The following is a 17,349-nucleotide window of genomic DNA, read 5'->3' on the forward strand; positions in this document are numbered from 1 at the left end:
GCTCGTCCCAACAGGCGCCATAGAAGCGCCCTACAGACCCGTCAGGTAGTCCGGCACCGCGATGCCCGGCGCGAGGTCGTCGGCCGGGATCGGCGCGCCGTGGCCCTTGGTGAGCGGGACGACGCCGGTCCAGTACGGCAGGCCGAGGTCCTCTTCGTCGTCGTCCGGGCCGCCGGCGCGGACCCGCGCGGAGACTTCTGCGAGGTCGAGGCGCAGGACGGATGTCGCCGCGAGCTCCTTGTCGTTCCCGGGGCGCGAGTCCTGGGAACGGCCCGGCACCACGTGGTCGACGAGCGCGTCGAGGGCCGTGCGCTTCTCGTCGGGGTCGGTCACCTGGTGGGCGAGGCCGTGCACCACCACGGAGCGGTAGTTGAGCGAGTGGTGGAAGGCGGAGCGCGCGAGCACGAGACCGTCGACGTGGGTGACCGTCAGGCAGACCTGCAGTCCGGGGTCGGCCGCGCCCGCCATGCGCTGGACGCGCGCGCCCGTCGAACCGTGCACGTAGAGGGTCTCGCCGACGCGTCCGTACAGGGTCGGCAGCGCGACGGGGGAGCCGTCGCGGACGAACCCGAGATGGCAGATGTACGCCTCGTCGAGTATCGAGTGGACCAGCTCACGGTCGTAGTGCGTCCGCTCGCGCATGCGGGCCGGGACGGTGCGGTCGGTCGCCGGGTAGGAGGCGGAGGCGTCCCCGGAAGCGACGGTGCCGGGCTCGGATGCCACGCTCATTGCAAACTCCATTGCACTAGTGCATAATCTGCTTTGTGCTAGGAGAGTATCCGATCGAAGGACGGCGCGCAGCAGAGATTGCCGCCAGCGTGGAGCGCGCGGTGGGCGGGGGTGACCTGCAGCCGGGTCAACTTCTGCCGCCGATGAGGGAGTTGGCCCAGCATCTCGGGGTCAATCCCAATACGGTCGCGGCCGCCTATCGCACCCTCCGTGAGCGCGGAGTGATCGAGACCGCCGGGCGCCGCGGCAGCCGCGTGCGGTCCAAGCCGGCCACGACGGCGCGCGAGCTGATCCGCGTCGACGTACCGGCCGGCGTGCGCGACGTCTCGAACGGCAACCCCGATACGGCCCTGCTGCCCCCGCTCGCCGAGGCCTTCGCCTGGGCGGCCGCGCAGGCCGACAAGGCGCCCGTCCTGTACGGCGACGGGCCACTGGAGCCGGAGTTGGCACGCCACGCGCGCGTGGCCTTCGACAAGGACGGGATCCCGGAGGGCCCCGTCGCCGTCGCATCGGGCTCCCTCGACGCCATTGAGCGGGTGCTCGCCGCGCACCTCAAGCCCGGAGACGGCGTCGCCGTCGAGGACCCGGGCTGGGGCAGCATGCTCGACCTCGTTCCGGCGCTCGGGCTGCGTCTGGTGCCCGTCGGCATGGACGACGACGGGCCGCTGCCCGACGAGGTGGAGCGGGCCCTGAGCGCGGGCGCGCGAGCCTTCGTGGTCACCGACCGCGCCCAGAACCCCACCGGCGCCGCCGTCACCGCGCCACGCGCGCGTGCGCTGCGCAAAGTTCTGGCGGCCCACAAGGACGTACTGCTCATCGAGGACGACCACGGGCACGGGATCGTCGACCTGCCGCTGCATCCGCTGGCCGGTGTGACGCGGCACTGGGCGTTCGTACGCTCCGCCGCCAAGGCCTATGGGCCCGACCTGCGGCTCGCCGTGCTGACGGGCGACGCGGTCACGGTCGACCGGGTGGAGGGGCGGCAGCGCCTCGGCCCCGGCTGGGTGAGCCGCATCCTTCAGCGGGCCGTCGCCCGACTGTGGACCGAAGGCGCGGTGGACACGCGCGCCGTCGCCGCGTCGTACGGGCAGCGGCGCGACGCTCTCATCGCGGCCCTCGCCGAGCGCGGGGTCGAGGCGCACGGGCGCAGCGGCATGAACGTGTGGGTGCCCGTACCGGACGAGACGGGGGCGGTCGCGCGGCTGCTGCACGCCGGGTGGGCCGTTGCGCCCGGGGCGCGCTTCCGGATGGGGGCGGCGCCCGGGGTGCGCATCACCGTGTCGACGCTCGGCGCGGACGACATCGGCCCGGTGGCCGACGCCGTCGCGTCCGCCACCGGGCCGGCCCCCGCGCGCCGTTACGGCTGAGCGCTGCGCCGAGGGGGCCGCGCCCTGGACTGTGTGAGCGCCGCGCCCGCCAGCACGATCACCGCGCCGATCGGGGTGGACCAGGTCAGGGACTCGCCGAGCAGGGCGACCCCCGCGGCCGTCGCGATCACCGGGATGAAATAGGTGACCATCTGCGCCGTGGTCGGACCGACCTCCGCCACCAGGCCGTACTGGATGAGGAAGGCGAGGCCGGTGCCGAGTGCGCCCAGGGCGACGATCGCGAGCAGGGGCACGACTGGGAGGTGAGCCGGGAGTGTGGAGAACACCGGGGTGACGACGGCCAGTTGGACCGTGGCCATCAGGAGCTGGGCGCCGGAGAGCGACAGGTTCGAGTGGCCGGTCCCGGCCAGCGTACGGCGCAGATAGATCCAGCCGACCGGGTAGCTCAGCGAGGCGAGCAGTGCCATCGCCGTGCCGGACAGGTCCAGGCCGTGGAAGCCCTGCCACACGCCGAGGACCGTGAGCACCCCGAGGAAGCCGATGCCGAGCCCCGCGACCCGGCGGCGCGTGGGCCGGTCCTCGGAGAGCGCCACCAGCGACAGGGCCATGCCCCACAGCGGAGACGTCGCGTTGCAGATACCGGCGAGCGTCGACGGGATCGTCTGCTCGGAGAACGCGAACAGCGAGAACGGCAGGGAGTTGAGCAGCAGCGCCGCCACCGCGATGTGCCCCCACGTCCGCAGGCCCCTCGGCAGCCGCTCACGCTTCACGGCCATGGCCACGGCGAGCACCGCCGTACCGAACGCGAGCCGCCCCAGCGTCACCTGGAACGGCGCGTAGCCGTCGGTGCCGACCTTGATGAGGAGAAAGCTGAAGCCCCAGATCAGCGACAGGACGCCGAAGCGGACGCGCCAGTCGAGGGCGCGGCGGGGCCGTGCGGAGGCAGGTGTTTCCGTAGGAATGCCGGAAGGCGCGGGGGCCGGAGTCGCAGGGGGCGACGAGGAGGCGACGGTGCTCATGGGCGTAACGATGCCGCCCCACAACCTCTTAGCACAAGCGAGACTTGTTCCCTGGTATCGCTTAGCATCGCTTACATGTTGAACCTGGAGCGCCTGCGCACCCTCGACGCCCTCGCCCGCCACGGGTCCGTCAGCGGCGCCGCGGCAGGGCTGCACGTCACGACGTCCGCCGTCTCGCAGCAGATGGCCAAGCTGGAACGCGAGGTCGGCCAGCAGCTTCTCGCCAAGAACGGCAGGGGAGTGCGCCTCACCGACGCCGGGCGGCTGCTCGCCGAGCATGCGGGGCGGATCCTGTCCCAGGTCGAGCTCGCGCAGTCGGACCTGGAGGCGCACCGCGGGCAGGTCGTGGGGGAGCTGCGGATCTCCGCGTTCCCGACCGCGGCCCGCGGCCTCTTCCCGCGCGCCCTCGCGGACCTGCGCGCGGAGCACCCGGGCCTGCGGCTGCGCTCGCAGGAACTGGAGCCCGAACTGGGGGTCGCCGGGGTCGTGCGCGGCGACCTCGACCTGGCGGTCGTGCTCGACTGGTACAACAAGCCGATGCCGCTCCCCGACGGCCTCGTCAAGGCGGCGATCCTCGACGATCCCGCCGATGTCGCGATGCCGGCGGACCACCCCCTCGCCGGTCGCCGCGAGGTGGGCCTGGAGGACTTCGCCGACGACGAGTGGATCACGTGGGGCGAGGGCGAGTTCTGCCACGAGTGGCTGCTCTTCACGCTGCGCGCCAAGGGCGTCGAGCCCCGCATCGGCCATCGCGCCGCCGAGACCCACACCCAGCTCGGCCTCGTCGCCGCCGGGCTCGGTGTGTGCGTGGCACCGCTCCTCGGGCGCGATCCGGTGCCGGACGGCGTGGTGACCGTGCCGGTGCGTCAGCGCGTACGCCGGCACGTCTACGTCGTGTGGCGGGCCGACGCGGACCGGCGGCCGTCGATCAGGGCGGCGGTGAAGGCGCTCCGGAGTGTGGGCGCGAGTCTGGGCGGGGACGTCGCCCCGAGATAGGGCTCCCCAGGAGAGAGCCCGGGAGAGGGCTCCACAGGAGAGAGCTAGAGCGACGCCAGCTTCCTGAAGTCCCACGACGCGATCTTGTCCGGCGTGAGCCGGGCCCAGGCGTGCCGGCCGTCGTGCACCATCTCGTCCATCGCGAAGTTCTTGCGGGCGAACAGCCGCTCGGGGACGTCCAGTTCGGGTACGGGCTCGCCGGTGCGCGGGCTCTCCCCGACGAACTCCACCGTGCCCGACAGCTCGGCGCCGCGCAGCTCCCCGTACTCCTCGCCCGCGTCGATCACGACGGCGATGCGCGGGTCCTTGAGGAGGTCGGCCCAGCGGCGGCTGCGCGTGATCGAGTACAGCCACAGGCAGGCGCCGTCCCAGACGAACCACAGGGTGCTGACGTGCGGGGAGCCGTCGGGCGAGACCGTGGCGACGCGGCAGGTGCGCTGGGATCCCAGGAACTCGTCCAGCTCGGCCGGCGTCATCATGATCCTGCGGCCCCGACGCTGTGTGACGGCCATGCGTACTCCCCTTCGCGGGCTTCTCGCTGACGGTGTGTCAGATCAGAAGCATGCGGTGTCTTCCCCCATGGCGCAATGGTGGCTAATCTCTCGCCGCTCAGGACGCCTGCGACAGGGGGACCCCGTGCCGTCGTACGAAGAGCTCGCCGAACTGCTCGATCCGGCCACCACGGTGCTGCTGACCGTGGAGTGCCAGCAGGGGGTCGTCGGCCCCGACAGCGCCCTGCCCGAACTCGCCCAGGAGGCCAGGTCGTCCGGGGCGCTCGGCAATGTGGCGCGACTCGTCTCGGGCGCCCACGAGAGCGGCGTACAGGTGCTGCACGCCGTGGCGGAGCGGCGGCCCGACGGGCGCGGTGCCAACCACAACGGACGGCTGTTCCGTGCCGCCGCGCGCCTGCCCGTACAGCAGATCTCCGGCACCAAGGCGGTCAGGATCGCGCCGCCCGTCGAGGTGGCGGACGAGGACATCGTCGTACGCCGGCTGCACGGCCTCTCACCCATCGCGGGCACCGACGTGGACGCCCTGCTGCGCAACCTCGGCTGCCGGACGCTGATCGTCACCGGCGTCTCGGCGAACGTCGCCATACCGAACGCCGTCTTCGACGCGGTGAACCGCGGCTACACCGTCGCCGTGCCCGCCGACGCCGTCGCGGGGGTGCCGTCCGACTACACCCCCGCGATGATCCGCAACACGCTCGCCCTCGTCGCCACCGTGACGTCCACACAGGACGTGCTCACCTGCTGGAAGCGCCCGCGCCGAGGCCGCTGACCCGCGTCGCTACGCGAGCGTGATCGAGTCGCCGGAGACGGTGATCTCCTTGGCGGCCAGGGGCTGCGCGGCGGGCGGGTGCTTCACGCTGCCGTCCTCGATGGAGAACTTGCTGCCGTGGCACGGGCAGTTGATGGTGCCGCCCTCGATCGCGGTGACCGGGCACTGCTTGTGGGTGCAGATGTTCGTGAAGGCCTTGAACTCGCCCTTCTTCGGCTGCGTGACCACCACGCCCGCGTCACCGAAGATCTTTCCGCCGCCGACGGGGATGTCGGCGGTCTTGGCGAGTTCCTTGCCTGCCCCGTCCTTGGCCGCGCCGTCCTTGGCCGCGTTTCCCGCCGGCTCGGAGGACGACGAATCGTCCGAGCTCCCGCACGCGGTGAGCGCGGCGGCGATACCGGCGGCTCCCACGGCCGCGACGACGGTGCGGCGGGTCGGGGCGGATACGGACTCTCGCGAAGCGGTCATTACTGGTGTTTCCCTTCGGTTCGAGGGGGGTGGCCCACTCCCGTACGGGCCGCGGGACCGGAATGTTCAACACCGGACGGACTTTCGTACGGCGATGATGTCTCGCCTAACCTGGGGCAATGCTCACCGAAGTCACGGCGACCCGTTATGTCACCCCGATGAGGGAGGGCGGATCGCTCCCCGGGCTCGTCGAGGCCGACGATCTCGCCCCCTACGTCATGAAGTTCACCGGCGCGGGACAGGGCCGCAAGACGCTCGTCGCGGAGGTGATCTGCGGGGGGCTCGCGCGGCGGCTCGGATTCCGGGTGCCCGGGCTCGTACGGATCGGACTCGACCCCGTGATCGGCCTCGGCGAGCCCGACCAGGAGGTGCAGGGCCTCCTCAAGTCGAGCGGCGGCGTGAACCTCGGGATGGAGTACCTCTCCGGCGCCCTCGGCTTCGACCCGCTCGCCTACGCGGTGGATCCCGTGGAGGCGGGCCGCGTCGTCTGGTTCGACGCCCTGATCAACAACGTCGACCGCTCCTGGCGCAACCCCAACATGCTGGTCTGGCACGGCGACCTGTGGCTCATCGACCATGGCGCGAGCATGATCTGGCACCACAACTGGCGCGGCGCCCAGGCCGCGGCGGCCCGGCCGTTCGACGCCTTCGACCACGCCCTCGCCCCCTTCGCGCCCGACGTCGCGGCGGCCGCCGCGGAGCTGGCGCCGCGCCTCACCGAGGAGCTGCTCGCCGAGGTCACCGCCGACGTCCCGGACGCCTGGCTCGCCGACGAGCCGGGCTTCGACGACCCGGACGCGGTGCGGCGCGCGTACGCCGCCGTGCTGCTGCCCCGCGCGGCGACCGTCCACGAGCGGATCGGCCTGCCCGAGCCGGATCCCGACCGCGTCCAGCGCACCCCGGGCTGGCTGACCGGCACGGCGAGTGTGAAGGGCGGCACCCGGTGACCACGACCACCCGAGACGTCTTCGAATACGCGCTGCTGCGCGTCGTCCCGCGCGTCGAGCGCGGCGAGCAGATCAACGCCGGCGTGGTCGTCTACTGCCGCGCCAAGTCCTACGTCCGCGCGCTCACGCACCTCGACGAGACGAAACTGCGCGCCCTCGACCCGGAGGCGGACGTGACCGGCGTCCGCGCGTCGCTCGCCGCCGTCGAGAGCCACTGCCGAGGGGGCGGCGACGCGGGCCAGGCGGCGGACGACGACGCGGGCCGGCGCTTCCGGTGGCTGGTCGCGCCGCGCTCCACGGTCGTGCAGCCGGGACCCGTGCACACCGGTCTCACCGAGGACCCCGAGGCCGAGGCCGACAGGCTTCTCGACCTCCTGGTGAGGTGACCTCGCGGCGGCCCCTTCGCGGTGAGTGATCAGGCGCACCCGGTGGGTACGTTGACACCGGGTGCCAGGACTTCTAGCGTCACGTCCACAGGGTACTAAGCGGTCGCTCACCGAGTTGGGACGTGAGGGCCGCACTCTAGGGCGAGGAGACCGAAGAGCATGTCCACCACTGAGCAGCGCGTCGCGATCGTCACCGGTGCCGCACGCGGCATCGGCGCCGCTACCGCCGTACGTCTGGCCGCCGAGGGTCGCGCCGTAGCCGTGATCGACCTCGACGAGGCCGCTTGCAAGGACACCGTCGAGCAGATCACCAGCGCCGGTGGCAAGGCCCTCGCGGTCGGCTGCGACGTCGCCGACGAGGCGCAGGTCGAGGCCGCGGTCGCGCGCATCGCCGAGGAGCTCGGCGCGCCGACGATCCTCGTCAACAACGCGGGCGTGCTCCGCGACAACCTGCTGTTCAAGATGAGCGCCCTGGACTGGGACACCGTCATGAACGTGCACCTGCGCGGCGCGTTCCTGATGTCGAAGGCCGTCCAGAAGCACATGGTGGACGCCAAGTTCGGCCGCATCGTCAACCTGTCCTCGTCGTCGGCGCTCGGCAACCGCGGCCAGGTCAACTACTCGGCGGCCAAGGCCGGCCTCCAGGGCTTCACCAAGACCCTCGCCAAGGAGCTCGGCAAGTTCGGCGTCACCGCGAACGCCGTCGCCCCCGGCTTCATCGTCACCGAGATGACGGCCGCCACCGCCGCCCGCGTCGGCATGGGCTTCGAGGAGTTCCAGGCCGCCGCCGCCACGCAGATCCCGGTCCAGCGCGTGGGCAAGCCCGACGACATCGCCAACGCCATCGCCTTCTTCACCGGCGAGGCGGCCGGATTCGTCTCCGGACAGGTCATGTACGTCGCCGGCGGACCGCTCAACTAGGGCCGGGGGAAACGGACATGACTTCATCCCAGCTCCCGGAGCTCTCCGGCAAGGTCGCCCTCGTCACCGGCGGGAGTCGCGGCATCGGCTACGGCGTCGCCGAGGCGCTCGTCGCCCGCGGTGACCGCGTGTGCATCACCGGACGCGGCGAGGACGCCCTCAAGGAGGCTGTCGAGAAGCTCGGCGCCGACCGGGCCATGTACGTCGCCGGCAAGGCCCACGACGAGGCGCACCAGGCCGCCGCCGTCGAGCGCACCATGGAGGCCTTCGGCCGCGTCGACTTCCTGGTCAACAACGCCGGTACGAACCCGGTGTTCGGCCCCATCGCCGACCTCGACCTGAACGTGGCGCGCAAGGTCTTCGAGACCAACGTCGTCTCCGCGCTCGGTTTCGCCCAGCAGACGTGGAAGGCGTGGCAGGGAGAGAACGGCGGGGCGATCGTCAACATCGCCTCCGTCGCGGGCCTCGCCCCGTCCCCGTTCATCGGCGCGTACGGCATCAGCAAGGCGGCGATGATCAACCTGACCGTCCAGCTCGCGCACGAGTTCGCGCCCAAGGTGCGGGTCAACGCGATCGCCCCGGCGGTCGTCAAGACGAAGTTCGCGCAGGCCCTCTACGAGGGGCGCGAGGAGGAGGCCGCGGCCGCCTACCCGCTGGCCCGGCTCGGCGTGCCCGAGGACATCGGCGGCGCCGCCGCCTTCCTGACCTCGCAGCAGTCCGACTGGATCACCGGTCAGACCCTCGTGGTGGACGGCGGAATCTTCCTCAATGCGGGCGTCGCCTGACAAACCCCCGCAGGGGGCGTATCGGACCAAGTTCGCCTAAGTGAAGTTCCCCGCGTACGTCGCGTACGTACGCATCAAGTGCCCTGCCGGAGTGCCTCGTTGGCCCGGCGGGGCACTGCGGTATGGTCTGCCGACCTGTGGCATGGCCGATCGAGGAGCGCGCGCGTGTTCAACCGGATCCAGGGCCCCCGTCAACTGGCGGCGATAACGTGCATATCGCTCCTTGCCGGATGCGGACTGATGTCCTCCGGAGAGTCCGACGACACCGAACCCATCGTCGTGGGGACCACCAGCGCGCCGAGCACCCTCGACCCGGCCGCGTCCTGGGACGGTTCCTGGGAGCTGTTCAGGAACGTCTACCAGACCCTCGTCAGCTTCCCCTCCGGCGCCTCCGAGCCGAAGCCCGACGCCGCCGAGCGCTGCGAGTTCACCGACCCCTCCAACAGCGTCTACCACTGCAAGCTGCGCGAGGGCATGGAGTTCTCGAACGGCGACAAGCTCGACGCGGCGGCCGTCAAGTACTCCATCGACCGCATCAGCAGGATCAACGTCAAGGGCGGCCCCGAGGGGCTCCTCGGCAGCCTGAAGTCGGTCGAGGTCAAGGGCGACCGTGACGTCACCTTCAAACTGAACAAGCCCGACGCGACCTTCCCCTTCGTGCTCGCGACACCGGCGATGTCCATCGTGGACCCCGCCGAGTACCCGGCCGACGCGGTCCGCGACGACGGCCAGATCGCCGGCTCCGGGCCGTACGCGCTCGACGCGTACACCGACGGCGACAAGGCGGAGCTCGTCAAGAACGACCACTACGACGGGTTCGCCGAGCGCAAGAACAGCGCCGTCACCATCCGCTACTTCAAGGACTCCGCCTCGATGGTCGGCGCCCTGCGCGCCAAGAAGATCGACGCCACGTACCGCGGGCTCGCCGCGTCGGACGTCGTGGGGCTCCAGGGCAAGCAGGCCAAGGACGGCATCCAGCTCGTCGAGGGCGCGGGCATGGAGATCAGCTACCTGGTGTTCAACCCCAAGGACCCCTGGGCGCGCAAGTCCGCCGTCCGCAAGGCCGTCGCCCAGGTCGTCGACCGCGGCGCGATCGCCCACAAGATCTACCAGGACACCGTCGAACCGCTCTACTCGATGGTCCCGAGGGGCCTGACCGGGCACACCACCGGCTTCTTCGACGACTTCGGCGACCCGAACACGGCCAAGGCCAGGGACATCCTCACCCGGGCGGGCATCACGGACCGGGTCCCGCTCACCCTCTGGTACACCACCGACCGCTACGGGTCCGCGACCGGCGCCGAGTTCACCGAGCTCAAGCGACAGCTGGACGCGTCCGGACTGTTCGACGTCACGGTCAAGGGACGCCCCTGGAAGACGTTCGAGGCCGGATACCGCAAGGGCGAGTACCCCGTCTTCGGACGCGGCTGGTTCCCCGACTTCCCGGACGCGGACAACTTCATCGCCCCCTTCGTCGGCCAGCAGAACGCGCTCGGAACGCCCTACGCGTCCAAGGAGATCACCGACGATCTGCTGCCACAGTCGCGCCGCGAGAGCGACCGCGCCGCCGTGGTGGGCCAGTTCAAGCGCGCCCAGCAGATACTCGTCGACGACGCCCGGCTGCTGCCGCTGTGGCAGGGCAAGCAGTACATCGCGGCCAGCGAGGAGATCTCGGGCGGCGAGCGGGCCCTCGACCCGTCGACGATCATGATGATGTGGGAGTTGCAGCGCAAGACCAGCTGGTAGGCGGGCCGCCGGGGCCCGTTGTCAGTGGCCGCGGGTAGGTTCTGGGGTGTGCAGCGGCCGTGCCTCGTACGGCCGTGAAGTGACCGTACCCCGGAGGTTGTTGACGTGACCGACACCGCGATGCTGCCCGAGTCCTGGCGCGGCGTCCTCGGCGAGGAGCTGCAGAAGCCCTACTTCAAGGAGCTCACCGAGTTCGTCGAGGAGGAGCGCGCGAAGGGTCCCGTCTACCCGCCGCGCGAGGAGGTCTTCGCGGCGCTCGACGCGACTCCGTACGACCGGGTCAAGGTCCTTGTGCTCGGCCAGGACCCGTACCACGGGGAGGGGCAGGGGCACGGTCTGTGCTTCTCCGTGCGGCCCGGCGTGAAGACACCGCCCTCCCTGCGGAACATCTACAAGGAGATGAAGGAGGAGCTCGGCCACCCGGTCCCGGACAACGGGTATCTGATGCCGTGGGCCGAGCAGGGCGTCCTCCTGCTGAACGCGGTGCTCACGGTGCGGGCCGGCGAAGCCAACTCGCACAAGGGCAAGGGCTGGGAGAAGTTCACCGACGCGGTGATCCGCGCGGTGGCCGACCGTCCCGACCCGGCCGTGTTCGTCCTGTGGGGGAACTACGCGCAGAAGAAGCTCCCCCTCATCGACGAGGAGCGCCACGTCGTCGTGAAGGGCGCGCATCCCTCGCCGCTCTCCGCGAAGAAGTTCTTCGGCTCGCATCCCTTCACGCAGATCGACAAGGCGGTGGCCGCGCAGGGCCACACGCCGATCGACTGGCGGATTCCGAACCTGGGCTGACGCCCCCGGGTGCTTGTCCCTCCGGGTGCGTGCAGCTCCGCGTGCGGTGATCGCCCGGCCCCCGGAGGGACCCCCGCCCGCGCCTGACCGGGATTGTCAGCGGCTGCCTATAGCGTCGGAATCGTTATCAGCTTGGACGATCGGCATACGAGCGTGGAGGACCTGTGGCTGAGCAGCGGGAGCAGGCGGCGGACGACGTCATGATGACCCGGATCGGGCAGGTGATCATGCTCCATCACGCCGGCGACCGAGAGGAGGCCAGGGACCGGTACCTGGGCCTCTGGGCGGAGATCGGAGAGGACGGCGACCCCCTCCACCGCTGCACGCTCGCGCACTACATGGCGGACGCCCAGGACGACCCGGACGACGAGCTGGCGTGGGACCTGCGGGCCCTGTCCGCCGCCGAGGGCCTGACCGAGGCGCGGCTCGCGCGCCACGAGCAGTCGCTCGCGGTCCGCGCGCTCTACCCCTCGCTGCATCTCAACCTGGCGGCGGACTATGTGAAGCTCGGCCGCCCCGACGCGGCCCGCTGCCATCTGACGCAGGCGCGCGCCGTGGTGGGCGCGCTCGGGGACGACGGTTACGGGGACGGCGTACGGGCGGCCATCGCCCGCCTGGAAACGCGGGTCGCGGCGATGCCGCCCGGAAGGGACGAGGGCCCCGGCCGCGGTTCCGCCGGGGGCGAGCCGCTGGGGCCGCCCAGACGGAGTTCGTAGGCGGCCGCCCCCTCACCGGCCCCGCTCGATGCGCCGCCGCCTCGCCTCATCCTCCGTCGCACTTCACCTTCCGCCCGGCTCACCCTCCGTACGTCTCCCGGCAGATGCGGGCCTCGGGGCTGTCCGGGTTCCACTTGCCGTACTGGTTGCCCAGGGCGCACACATCGCCCGGGACGCCGGGTGCCGCGGGGGCGGCGGTGTGCGGGTGGTGCGGCGGAGGCGCCGCAGGGCGTGCCGCGTGGCCGGGGCCCGACCGGTGCGGGGCTTCGTGGCGTGGCGGCTGCGGCGGGCGTGGCGCACGGGTCGGCTCGGGTGAGGGCGAGTGGGCCGGTGGCGTGCGGCCCATCCTGTCCAGCGCCTCCCGCACCGGCGCCTGCACGACCTGAGGGTCCGCCCGGCCGTCGGGGCGGGGCGCCGCCGGAACGGCGGGGGCGCTGGGGGACGCGGCCGGAGGCTCCGGCTGCCGTACGCTCACGCAACCGGACACCGCGGCGGCCGTGGCCGCCACCGTGAGCAGAAGCGCTGCTGAGGTCGTCGATCGATGCACTCGCGCAACTCTGTCGGGTACGGAACCTCGTGGCGGGCCCGTCGGCCGATGATGCCCCGCACGGGTGACGCGCAGGTCAGGACGGGGACGCGTCGAGCATCCCGCGCAGCAGTTCCCCGAATCCCGCCCGCAGTTCCGCCAGGTCCGGGACCGACGCGTGGAACGCCCCGGCCACGCACGAGAACATGATCCCCTCGGACCAGGCCACCAGCGACAGCGTGTGCCGCTCCGGATCCCGGGACCCCGCGGCCCGCAGCAGCGCGGTGAGCGGTTCGTGGAACTGCCGACCCGTCTCGTCGAAGAACGCCCGCAACTCCGGCCGCCGCGTCGCCTCCAGCGCCAACTCGTAACGGCATACCAGCAGTTGAGGGTGGCTGGTCAGATAGCGGTGCAGCGCGAGCGCCATGCCGTCGACGAGCGAGTGGATCCCGCCGGCCGGATCCGGCAGTTCGTCCACGGCGAGCACCCGTGACTCGCGCACGGCGAGGCGCCGCACCGCCGCCTCCAGGAGGGCGAGCCGGGTCCGTGCGTAGTTCGACGTCGACCCCTGTGGCAGGCCCGCCGTCTCGTCGACAGCTCGGTGCGTCAGGCCCCGCATCCCGCGCTCGGCGAGCAGATCGAGTGCGGCGTCGGCGATGACTTCGGCGCGAGGTGCGCCGGTGGCGCCGGTGGCGCTGTTGCGAGGGGGCATGATCCCAACCTACCGCCGGAACTACAGATGTAGTACGTTCGGAACCGGGCACACTACAGGTGTAGTGAGCCTTGACGGGCCGAGCCGGGCGTTGTGAGACGTAAGGAGCGCGAAGCCATGACTGCCGAACCGATGGATTCAGCGGTTCCCACCGAACTGACCGACTCGACGGGGAAGACGCCGGCGAGACCGGAAGCACGCACCGCCGCCGGCCGCGGGCGGCGGCCCCGCGCGGTCGTCGTGGGCGGCGGAATCGGCGGCCTCACCGCCGCCGTGGCGCTCGACCTGCGCGGCTGGCACGTCACCGTCCTCGAACGGGCCGCCGAGCTGAAGCCCGTCGGCTCCGGGATCTCCCTCGCCCCCAACTCGCAGCGGGCCCTGGACGTCATCGGCCTCGGCGAGGAGATCCGGTCTCTCGCCGCTTGGGAGGGCGAGGGCGGCCTGCGCACCCCCAGCGGCCGCTGGCTCTCGCGCTCCGACGCGAAGGCCGCCGCCGAGCGCTTCGGCGGCTCCCTCGTGCTCCTCCATCGCGCGACCCTGATCGACAAGCTGGCGTCCCGGCTCCCCGACGGAGTCGTCCACACCGCGTCCGCCGCGGCCCTCGCCGACCCCGGCGTCGTTGGCGACCCGGCCCGCCCCGCCCGGGTGACCACTCCGGAAGGCGCATTCGAAGCCGAACTCGTCGTCGGCGCCGACGGCATCAGGTCCGCCGTGCGCACGGCGCTCTTCCCCGCCCACCCGGGCGCGGTCTACGCCGGCTTCACCACCTGGCGCCTCCTCGTCCCGTCCCTCGGCCGGCCATTCGCCCAGCACGAGACCTGGGGACGCGGCCGCATCTGGGGGACGCACCCCTTCGCGGACGGCACGGTCTACGCCTACGGCGCCGCCGTCGCACCCGCCGGCGAGCACGCCCCCGACGACGAGAAGCACGAGCTCCTGCGCCGCTTCGGCGACTGGCACGACCCGATCCCGGCGATCATCGACGCGGCCGCGCCCGACGAGATCCTGCGCCACGACGTCCACCACATCACCGAACCCCTGCCGGCCTTCCACCACGGCCGGGTCGCGCTCCTCGGCGACGCGGCCCACGCCATGCCGCCGACCCTCGGCCAGGGCGGCAACCAGGCCATCGAGGACGCCGTCGTGCTCGCCCACCACGCGGACCCCGCGCAGCCCGACGCCCCGGGCCTCGCCGCGTACACCGCCGCACGCAGGCCGCGTACGACCGCCATCGCCCGCAAGGCCGTCGCGGTCGGCCGGGTGAACATGCTCAGCAACCGGCCCGCGATGGCGCTGCGCAACACCCTCATCGCCGCTCTCGACAAGACCGGACCCGCCGTCATGCTGCGCGGATTCGACGAGATCGCGGACTGGCGGCCACCGCAGCGGCCGTATGCTGCCCAGACACAGAGGGCTTAGCCGGACGGACGGCCCGGGGCGAGGGGAAGACGGACGTGAAGGTCGGCTGCATCGGACTCGGAGACATCGCGCAGAAGGCGTATCTGCCGGTGCTCACCACCTTGCCGGGGGTCGAGCTGCACCTGCAGACCCGCACGCCCGCGACGCTCCGGCGGGTCGGGGACACGCATCACATCCCCGCCGAACACCGGCACACCGACCTGGACGCGCTGCTCGCGCAGGGGCTCGACGCGGCCTTCGTGCACGCGCCGACCGCCGTCCACCCCGAGATCGTGACGCGGCTGCTCGAAGCGGGCGTCGCCACCTATGTCGACAAGCCGCTCGCCTACGAACTCGCCGACTCGCAGCGCCTCGTGCGGCTCGCCGAGGAGCGCGGGGTCAGCCTCGCCGTCGGCTTCAACCGCCGTCACGCGCCCGGCTACACGCAGTGCGCCGACCACCCCCGCGAGCTGATCCTGATGCAGAAGAACCGGATCGGGCTGCCCGAGGAGCCGCGCACGCTCGTCCTCGACGACTTCATCCACGTCGTCGACACCCTGCGCTACCTCGTGCCCGGTCCGATCGACGACGTGTCGGTGCGCGCCCGGGTCGAGGACGGCCTGCTGCACCACGTGGTGCTCCAGCTCTGCGGGGACGGGTTCACGGCGATCGGCGTCATGAACCGGCTCAGCGGCTCGACAGAGGAGATCGTCGAGGTCTCCGGGCAGGACACCAAGCGGCAGGTCGTCAACCTCGCCGAAGTCATCGACCACAAGGGTCAGCCGACGGTGCGCCGCCGAGGCGACTGGGTGCCGGTGGCCCGCCAGCGCGGCATCGAGCAGGTGGTGCTCGGCTTCCTCGACGCCGTGCGTGCGGGCAAGGTCGTCAGCGCCAAGGACGCGCTGGAGACGCATGTGCTGTGCGAGCAGGTCGTACGTGAGGTGCAGCGGTTCGCCGCCTGAACTGGCGGACGGCCTCCGCCGCGCCCAGCAGGGCGAGCACGGTGACGGCCGCGTGCACGGGCCAGTCGCCGAACCGTACGTACAGCGTCGTGCCGTGCGCCGTCGGCACCTCGTAGACCCGGGCCGCGCTCGCCGATGTGCCGAGCCAGGGACCGACGCGTGATCCGTCCGGGCCGTACACGGCCGACACCCCGGTCAGCGTCGCGTGCACCATCGGACGGCCCGTCTCCGCGGCGCGCACGGCCGCGAGCGACGCGTGCTGCTCGGGCGCCCAGCTGTGCTGGAACGTCGACGTCGAGGACTGCGCGAGCAGCACCTGAGCCCCGTCGCGTGTGAGCCTCCGCGTCATGTCGGGGAACGCCGACTCGAAGCACACGAGCGGGCCGATCCGCAGGTCGCTGTCCCGCGCGGACCGTGCGTCCATCACGACCTGCCGAGTGCCGCTCAACCGGTCCTCGCCCGCTGCCTTGCCCACCGACGTGGCCCAGCCGAGCAGAGGGCGCGCCGGGATGTACTCACCGAAGGGGACGAGCCGCATCTTGTCGTAGCGCTGCCCCGTGAGACCGTCCGGGCCCACCAGGACCGAGCTCTTGAAGATGCCGGGGGCGCCCCCGGGTGAGACGCGTCGCGCGTCCACGTTCACCATGACGTCCGCGCCCACCTCGCGCGAGAGCGCCGCGACCCGGCGCGCGAGGTCCGGCCGCTGCGAGAAGTCGAAGCCGACACTGCTCTCGCCCCAGACCACCAGGTCGACGCCCTGCCCGGCCAGGCCGCGCGTCAGCTGCTCCTCCCGGTCGAAGCGCTTCTCGCCGCTGCCGGCGCCGCCTATGGGGCCCGGCTGGACGACGGCGACCCTGACCTGGCCATCCGGCTCAGGGCGCGGGGCCCAGGCCCAGGAGGCCGTCGTCACCGTGGCCGTCACCAGAAGCCCCGCCACCGCGGGCGTACGGGCGCTGCGCGTCACGAGGAGGACCGTGACGGCGGTGTTGACCGCCACGACGAGGAGGCTGACCAGCCACACCCCACCCACCGACGCGACGCGCAGGGCGGGCTGCACCTGCCACTGGCTCGACCCGATGAGCCCCCACGGGCCGCCCAACCCTTGCCAGGACCTCACCAGTTCGACCATCAGCCACGCCGACGGCACCGCGACCAGGGCAGCGGCCGCCTGCCCGCGCGTGGGCGTGCCGCCGAGCAGCCGCCGCACGAGCCGGCCCCAGGGCGCCCACAGCGCGCCGAGCAGCGCCGCGATCACAACCGTGAACACATGCAGACTCGGCAGCAGCCAGTTGTGCACCGCCAGCATGAACCCGAGCCCGCCGAGCCAGCCGTCGAGGGCCGCGCGGCGCGGTGTGCGGGCGGAGCGGGCAAGGAGCATCCACGGCACCAGCGCGACGTAGGCCAGCCACCACAGCGACGGCGCCGGGAACGCGAGCGCGGGCAGCGCGCCGGCGCACACGGCGGCGACGCCACGCCACCAGGGGGACGCCGCGAGGCGGGGAGCGATGCCCTGCCACGACGCGGCGGGCGCCGCCCACGCCGCCGGCAGCGCCGACGCCGGCCACGACTGCGTCGTACTCGACGAGCGCGACCGACCGTTCCCGCCCGACCCGTCCATGCGCCGCCTCCCTCGTCGTCCG

General features: G+C 72.1%; 19 protein-coding genes. 12 read left to right on the forward strand and 7 right to left on the reverse strand.

Going from position 1 to position 17,349, the window contains the following annotated elements; translation table 11 throughout:
- Positions 1 to 30: 30 nt before the first annotated feature.
- Positions 31 to 729, reverse strand: coding sequence for a pyridoxamine 5'-phosphate oxidase family protein (locus OHA58_RS31225; RefSeq protein ID WP_405482891.1), 699 nt, complete (start codon positions 727 to 729; stop codon positions 31 to 33).
- Positions 730 to 764: 35 nt separating this feature from the next.
- Here OHA58_RS31225 and OHA58_RS31230 point away from each other — a divergent pair, with 35 nt between their 5' ends.
- A complete protein-coding gene (locus OHA58_RS31230) occupies positions 765 to 2,096 on the forward strand; it encodes an aminotransferase class I/II-fold pyridoxal phosphate-dependent enzyme (protein ID WP_405482892.1) in 1,332 nt (443 codons plus the stop codon).
- Here the strand turns inward: OHA58_RS31230 and OHA58_RS31235 are convergent.
- Entirely contained in the window at positions 2,087 to 3,076 is a 990-nt protein-coding gene (locus OHA58_RS31235; RefSeq protein ID WP_405482894.1) for a DMT family transporter, read from the reverse strand. The genes OHA58_RS31230 and OHA58_RS31235 overlap by 10 nt on opposite strands.
- A 75-nt stretch (positions 3,077 to 3,151) precedes the next feature.
- On the opposite strand from OHA58_RS31235, the gene OHA58_RS31240 reads away from it, so the two are divergent.
- A complete protein-coding gene (locus OHA58_RS31240) occupies positions 3,152 to 4,072 on the forward strand; it encodes a LysR family transcriptional regulator (RefSeq protein WP_405482895.1) in 921 nt (306 codons plus the stop codon).
- Positions 4,073 to 4,116: 44 nt separating this feature from the next.
- Here OHA58_RS31240 and OHA58_RS31245 read toward each other — a convergent pair whose 3' ends face one another.
- The gene (locus OHA58_RS31245) at positions 4,117 to 4,584 is read right to left on the reverse strand and encodes a pyridoxamine 5'-phosphate oxidase family protein (protein WP_405482897.1); all 468 of its coding nucleotides are present in this window, start codon (positions 4,582 to 4,584) and stop codon (positions 4,117 to 4,119) included.
- A 124-nt stretch (positions 4,585 to 4,708) separates the two neighbouring features.
- Here OHA58_RS31245 and OHA58_RS31250 point away from each other — a divergent pair, with 124 nt between their 5' ends.
- Positions 4,709 to 5,353 (forward strand): cysteine hydrolase, encoded by a 645-nt coding sequence (locus OHA58_RS31250; RefSeq protein WP_405482898.1) that lies wholly within the window; start codon positions 4,709 to 4,711, stop codon positions 5,351 to 5,353.
- Positions 5,354 to 5,362: 9 nt separating this feature from the next.
- Here OHA58_RS31250 and OHA58_RS31255 read toward each other — a convergent pair whose 3' ends face one another.
- A complete protein-coding gene (locus OHA58_RS31255; protein WP_405482899.1) occupies positions 5,363 to 5,821 on the reverse strand; it encodes a Rieske (2Fe-2S) protein in 459 nt (152 codons plus the stop codon).
- Positions 5,822 to 5,940: 119 nt separating this feature from the next.
- On the opposite strand from OHA58_RS31255, the gene OHA58_RS31260 reads away from it, so the two are divergent.
- The 7 genes from OHA58_RS31260 to OHA58_RS31290 all read left to right on the forward strand — a co-directional run bounded on the left by OHA58_RS31260 (position 5,941) and on the right by OHA58_RS31290 (position 12,111).
- Positions 5,941 to 6,768 carry a HipA family kinase gene (locus OHA58_RS31260; RefSeq protein WP_405482900.1) on the forward strand — a complete coding sequence of 276 codons (828 nt, stop codon included), beginning with the start codon at positions 5,941 to 5,943 and terminating at the stop codon, positions 6,766 to 6,768.
- A complete protein-coding gene (locus OHA58_RS31265) occupies positions 6,765 to 7,154 on the forward strand; it encodes a DUF3037 domain-containing protein (RefSeq protein WP_376569977.1) in 390 nt (129 codons plus the stop codon). The genes OHA58_RS31260 and OHA58_RS31265 overlap by 4 nt, the downstream gene beginning before the upstream one ends.
- Before the next feature lie 159 nt (positions 7,155 to 7,313).
- Positions 7,314 to 8,075 (forward strand): 3-oxoacyl-ACP reductase FabG, encoded by a 762-nt coding sequence (gene fabG / locus OHA58_RS31270; RefSeq protein WP_266566823.1) that lies wholly within the window; start codon positions 7,314 to 7,316, stop codon positions 8,073 to 8,075.
- Positions 8,076 to 8,092: 17 nt separating this feature from the next.
- Entirely contained in the window at positions 8,093 to 8,860 is a 768-nt protein-coding gene (locus OHA58_RS31275; protein WP_405482902.1) for an SDR family oxidoreductase, read from the forward strand.
- A gap of 240 nt (positions 8,861 to 9,100) precedes the next feature.
- On the forward strand, positions 9,101 to 10,606 hold the full coding sequence (locus OHA58_RS31280; protein ID WP_405482904.1) for an ABC transporter substrate-binding protein: 1,506 nt from the start codon (positions 9,101 to 9,103) through the stop codon (positions 10,604 to 10,606).
- 105 nt (positions 10,607 to 10,711) lie between these two features.
- Entirely contained in the window at positions 10,712 to 11,395 is a 684-nt protein-coding gene (gene ung, locus OHA58_RS31285; protein ID WP_266668154.1) for a uracil-DNA glycosylase, read from the forward strand.
- Between the two features lie 164 nt (positions 11,396 to 11,559).
- Positions 11,560 to 12,111 (forward strand): hypothetical protein, encoded by a 552-nt coding sequence (locus tag OHA58_RS31290; RefSeq protein WP_405482905.1) that lies wholly within the window; start codon positions 11,560 to 11,562, stop codon positions 12,109 to 12,111.
- Between the two features lie 79 nt (positions 12,112 to 12,190).
- Here the strand turns inward: OHA58_RS31290 and OHA58_RS31295 are convergent, their stop codons facing one another.
- Together OHA58_RS31295 and OHA58_RS31300 are read right to left on the reverse strand one after the other, a co-directional pair.
- A complete protein-coding gene (locus OHA58_RS31295) occupies positions 12,191 to 12,658 on the reverse strand; it encodes a hypothetical protein (RefSeq protein WP_405482906.1) in 468 nt (155 codons plus the stop codon).
- Positions 12,659 to 12,734: 76 nt separating this feature from the next.
- Complete coding sequence (locus tag OHA58_RS31300; protein ID WP_405482907.1) at positions 12,735 to 13,349, reverse strand: TetR/AcrR family transcriptional regulator; 615 nt, start codon at positions 13,347 to 13,349, stop codon at positions 12,735 to 12,737.
- A gap of 156 nt (positions 13,350 to 13,505) precedes the next feature.
- On the opposite strand from OHA58_RS31300, the gene OHA58_RS31305 reads away from it, so the two are divergent.
- Both OHA58_RS31305 and OHA58_RS31310 read left to right on the forward strand, forming a co-directional pair.
- Positions 13,506 to 14,768 (forward strand): FAD-dependent monooxygenase, encoded by a 1,263-nt coding sequence (locus OHA58_RS31305; protein WP_405485273.1) that lies wholly within the window; start codon positions 13,506 to 13,508, stop codon positions 14,766 to 14,768.
- A 35-nt stretch (positions 14,769 to 14,803) separates the two neighbouring features.
- Positions 14,804 to 15,709: a Gfo/Idh/MocA family protein gene (locus tag OHA58_RS31310; RefSeq protein WP_405482909.1), complete on the forward strand. Its 906-nt coding sequence runs from the start codon at positions 14,804 to 14,806 to the stop codon at positions 15,707 to 15,709.
- Here the strand turns inward: OHA58_RS31310 and lnt are convergent.
- Complete coding sequence (lnt, locus tag OHA58_RS31315; RefSeq protein WP_405482911.1) at positions 15,633 to 17,327, reverse strand: apolipoprotein N-acyltransferase; 1,695 nt, start codon at positions 17,325 to 17,327, stop codon at positions 15,633 to 15,635. The genes OHA58_RS31310 and lnt overlap by 77 nt on opposite strands.
- Positions 17,328 to 17,349: the final 22 nt, after the last annotated feature.

Origin of the sequence: Streptomyces sp. NBC_00009 (assembly GCF_045040855.1) — a bacterium.
GTDB lineage: Bacteria > Actinomycetota > Actinomycetes > Streptomycetales > Streptomycetaceae > Streptomyces > Streptomyces aureus.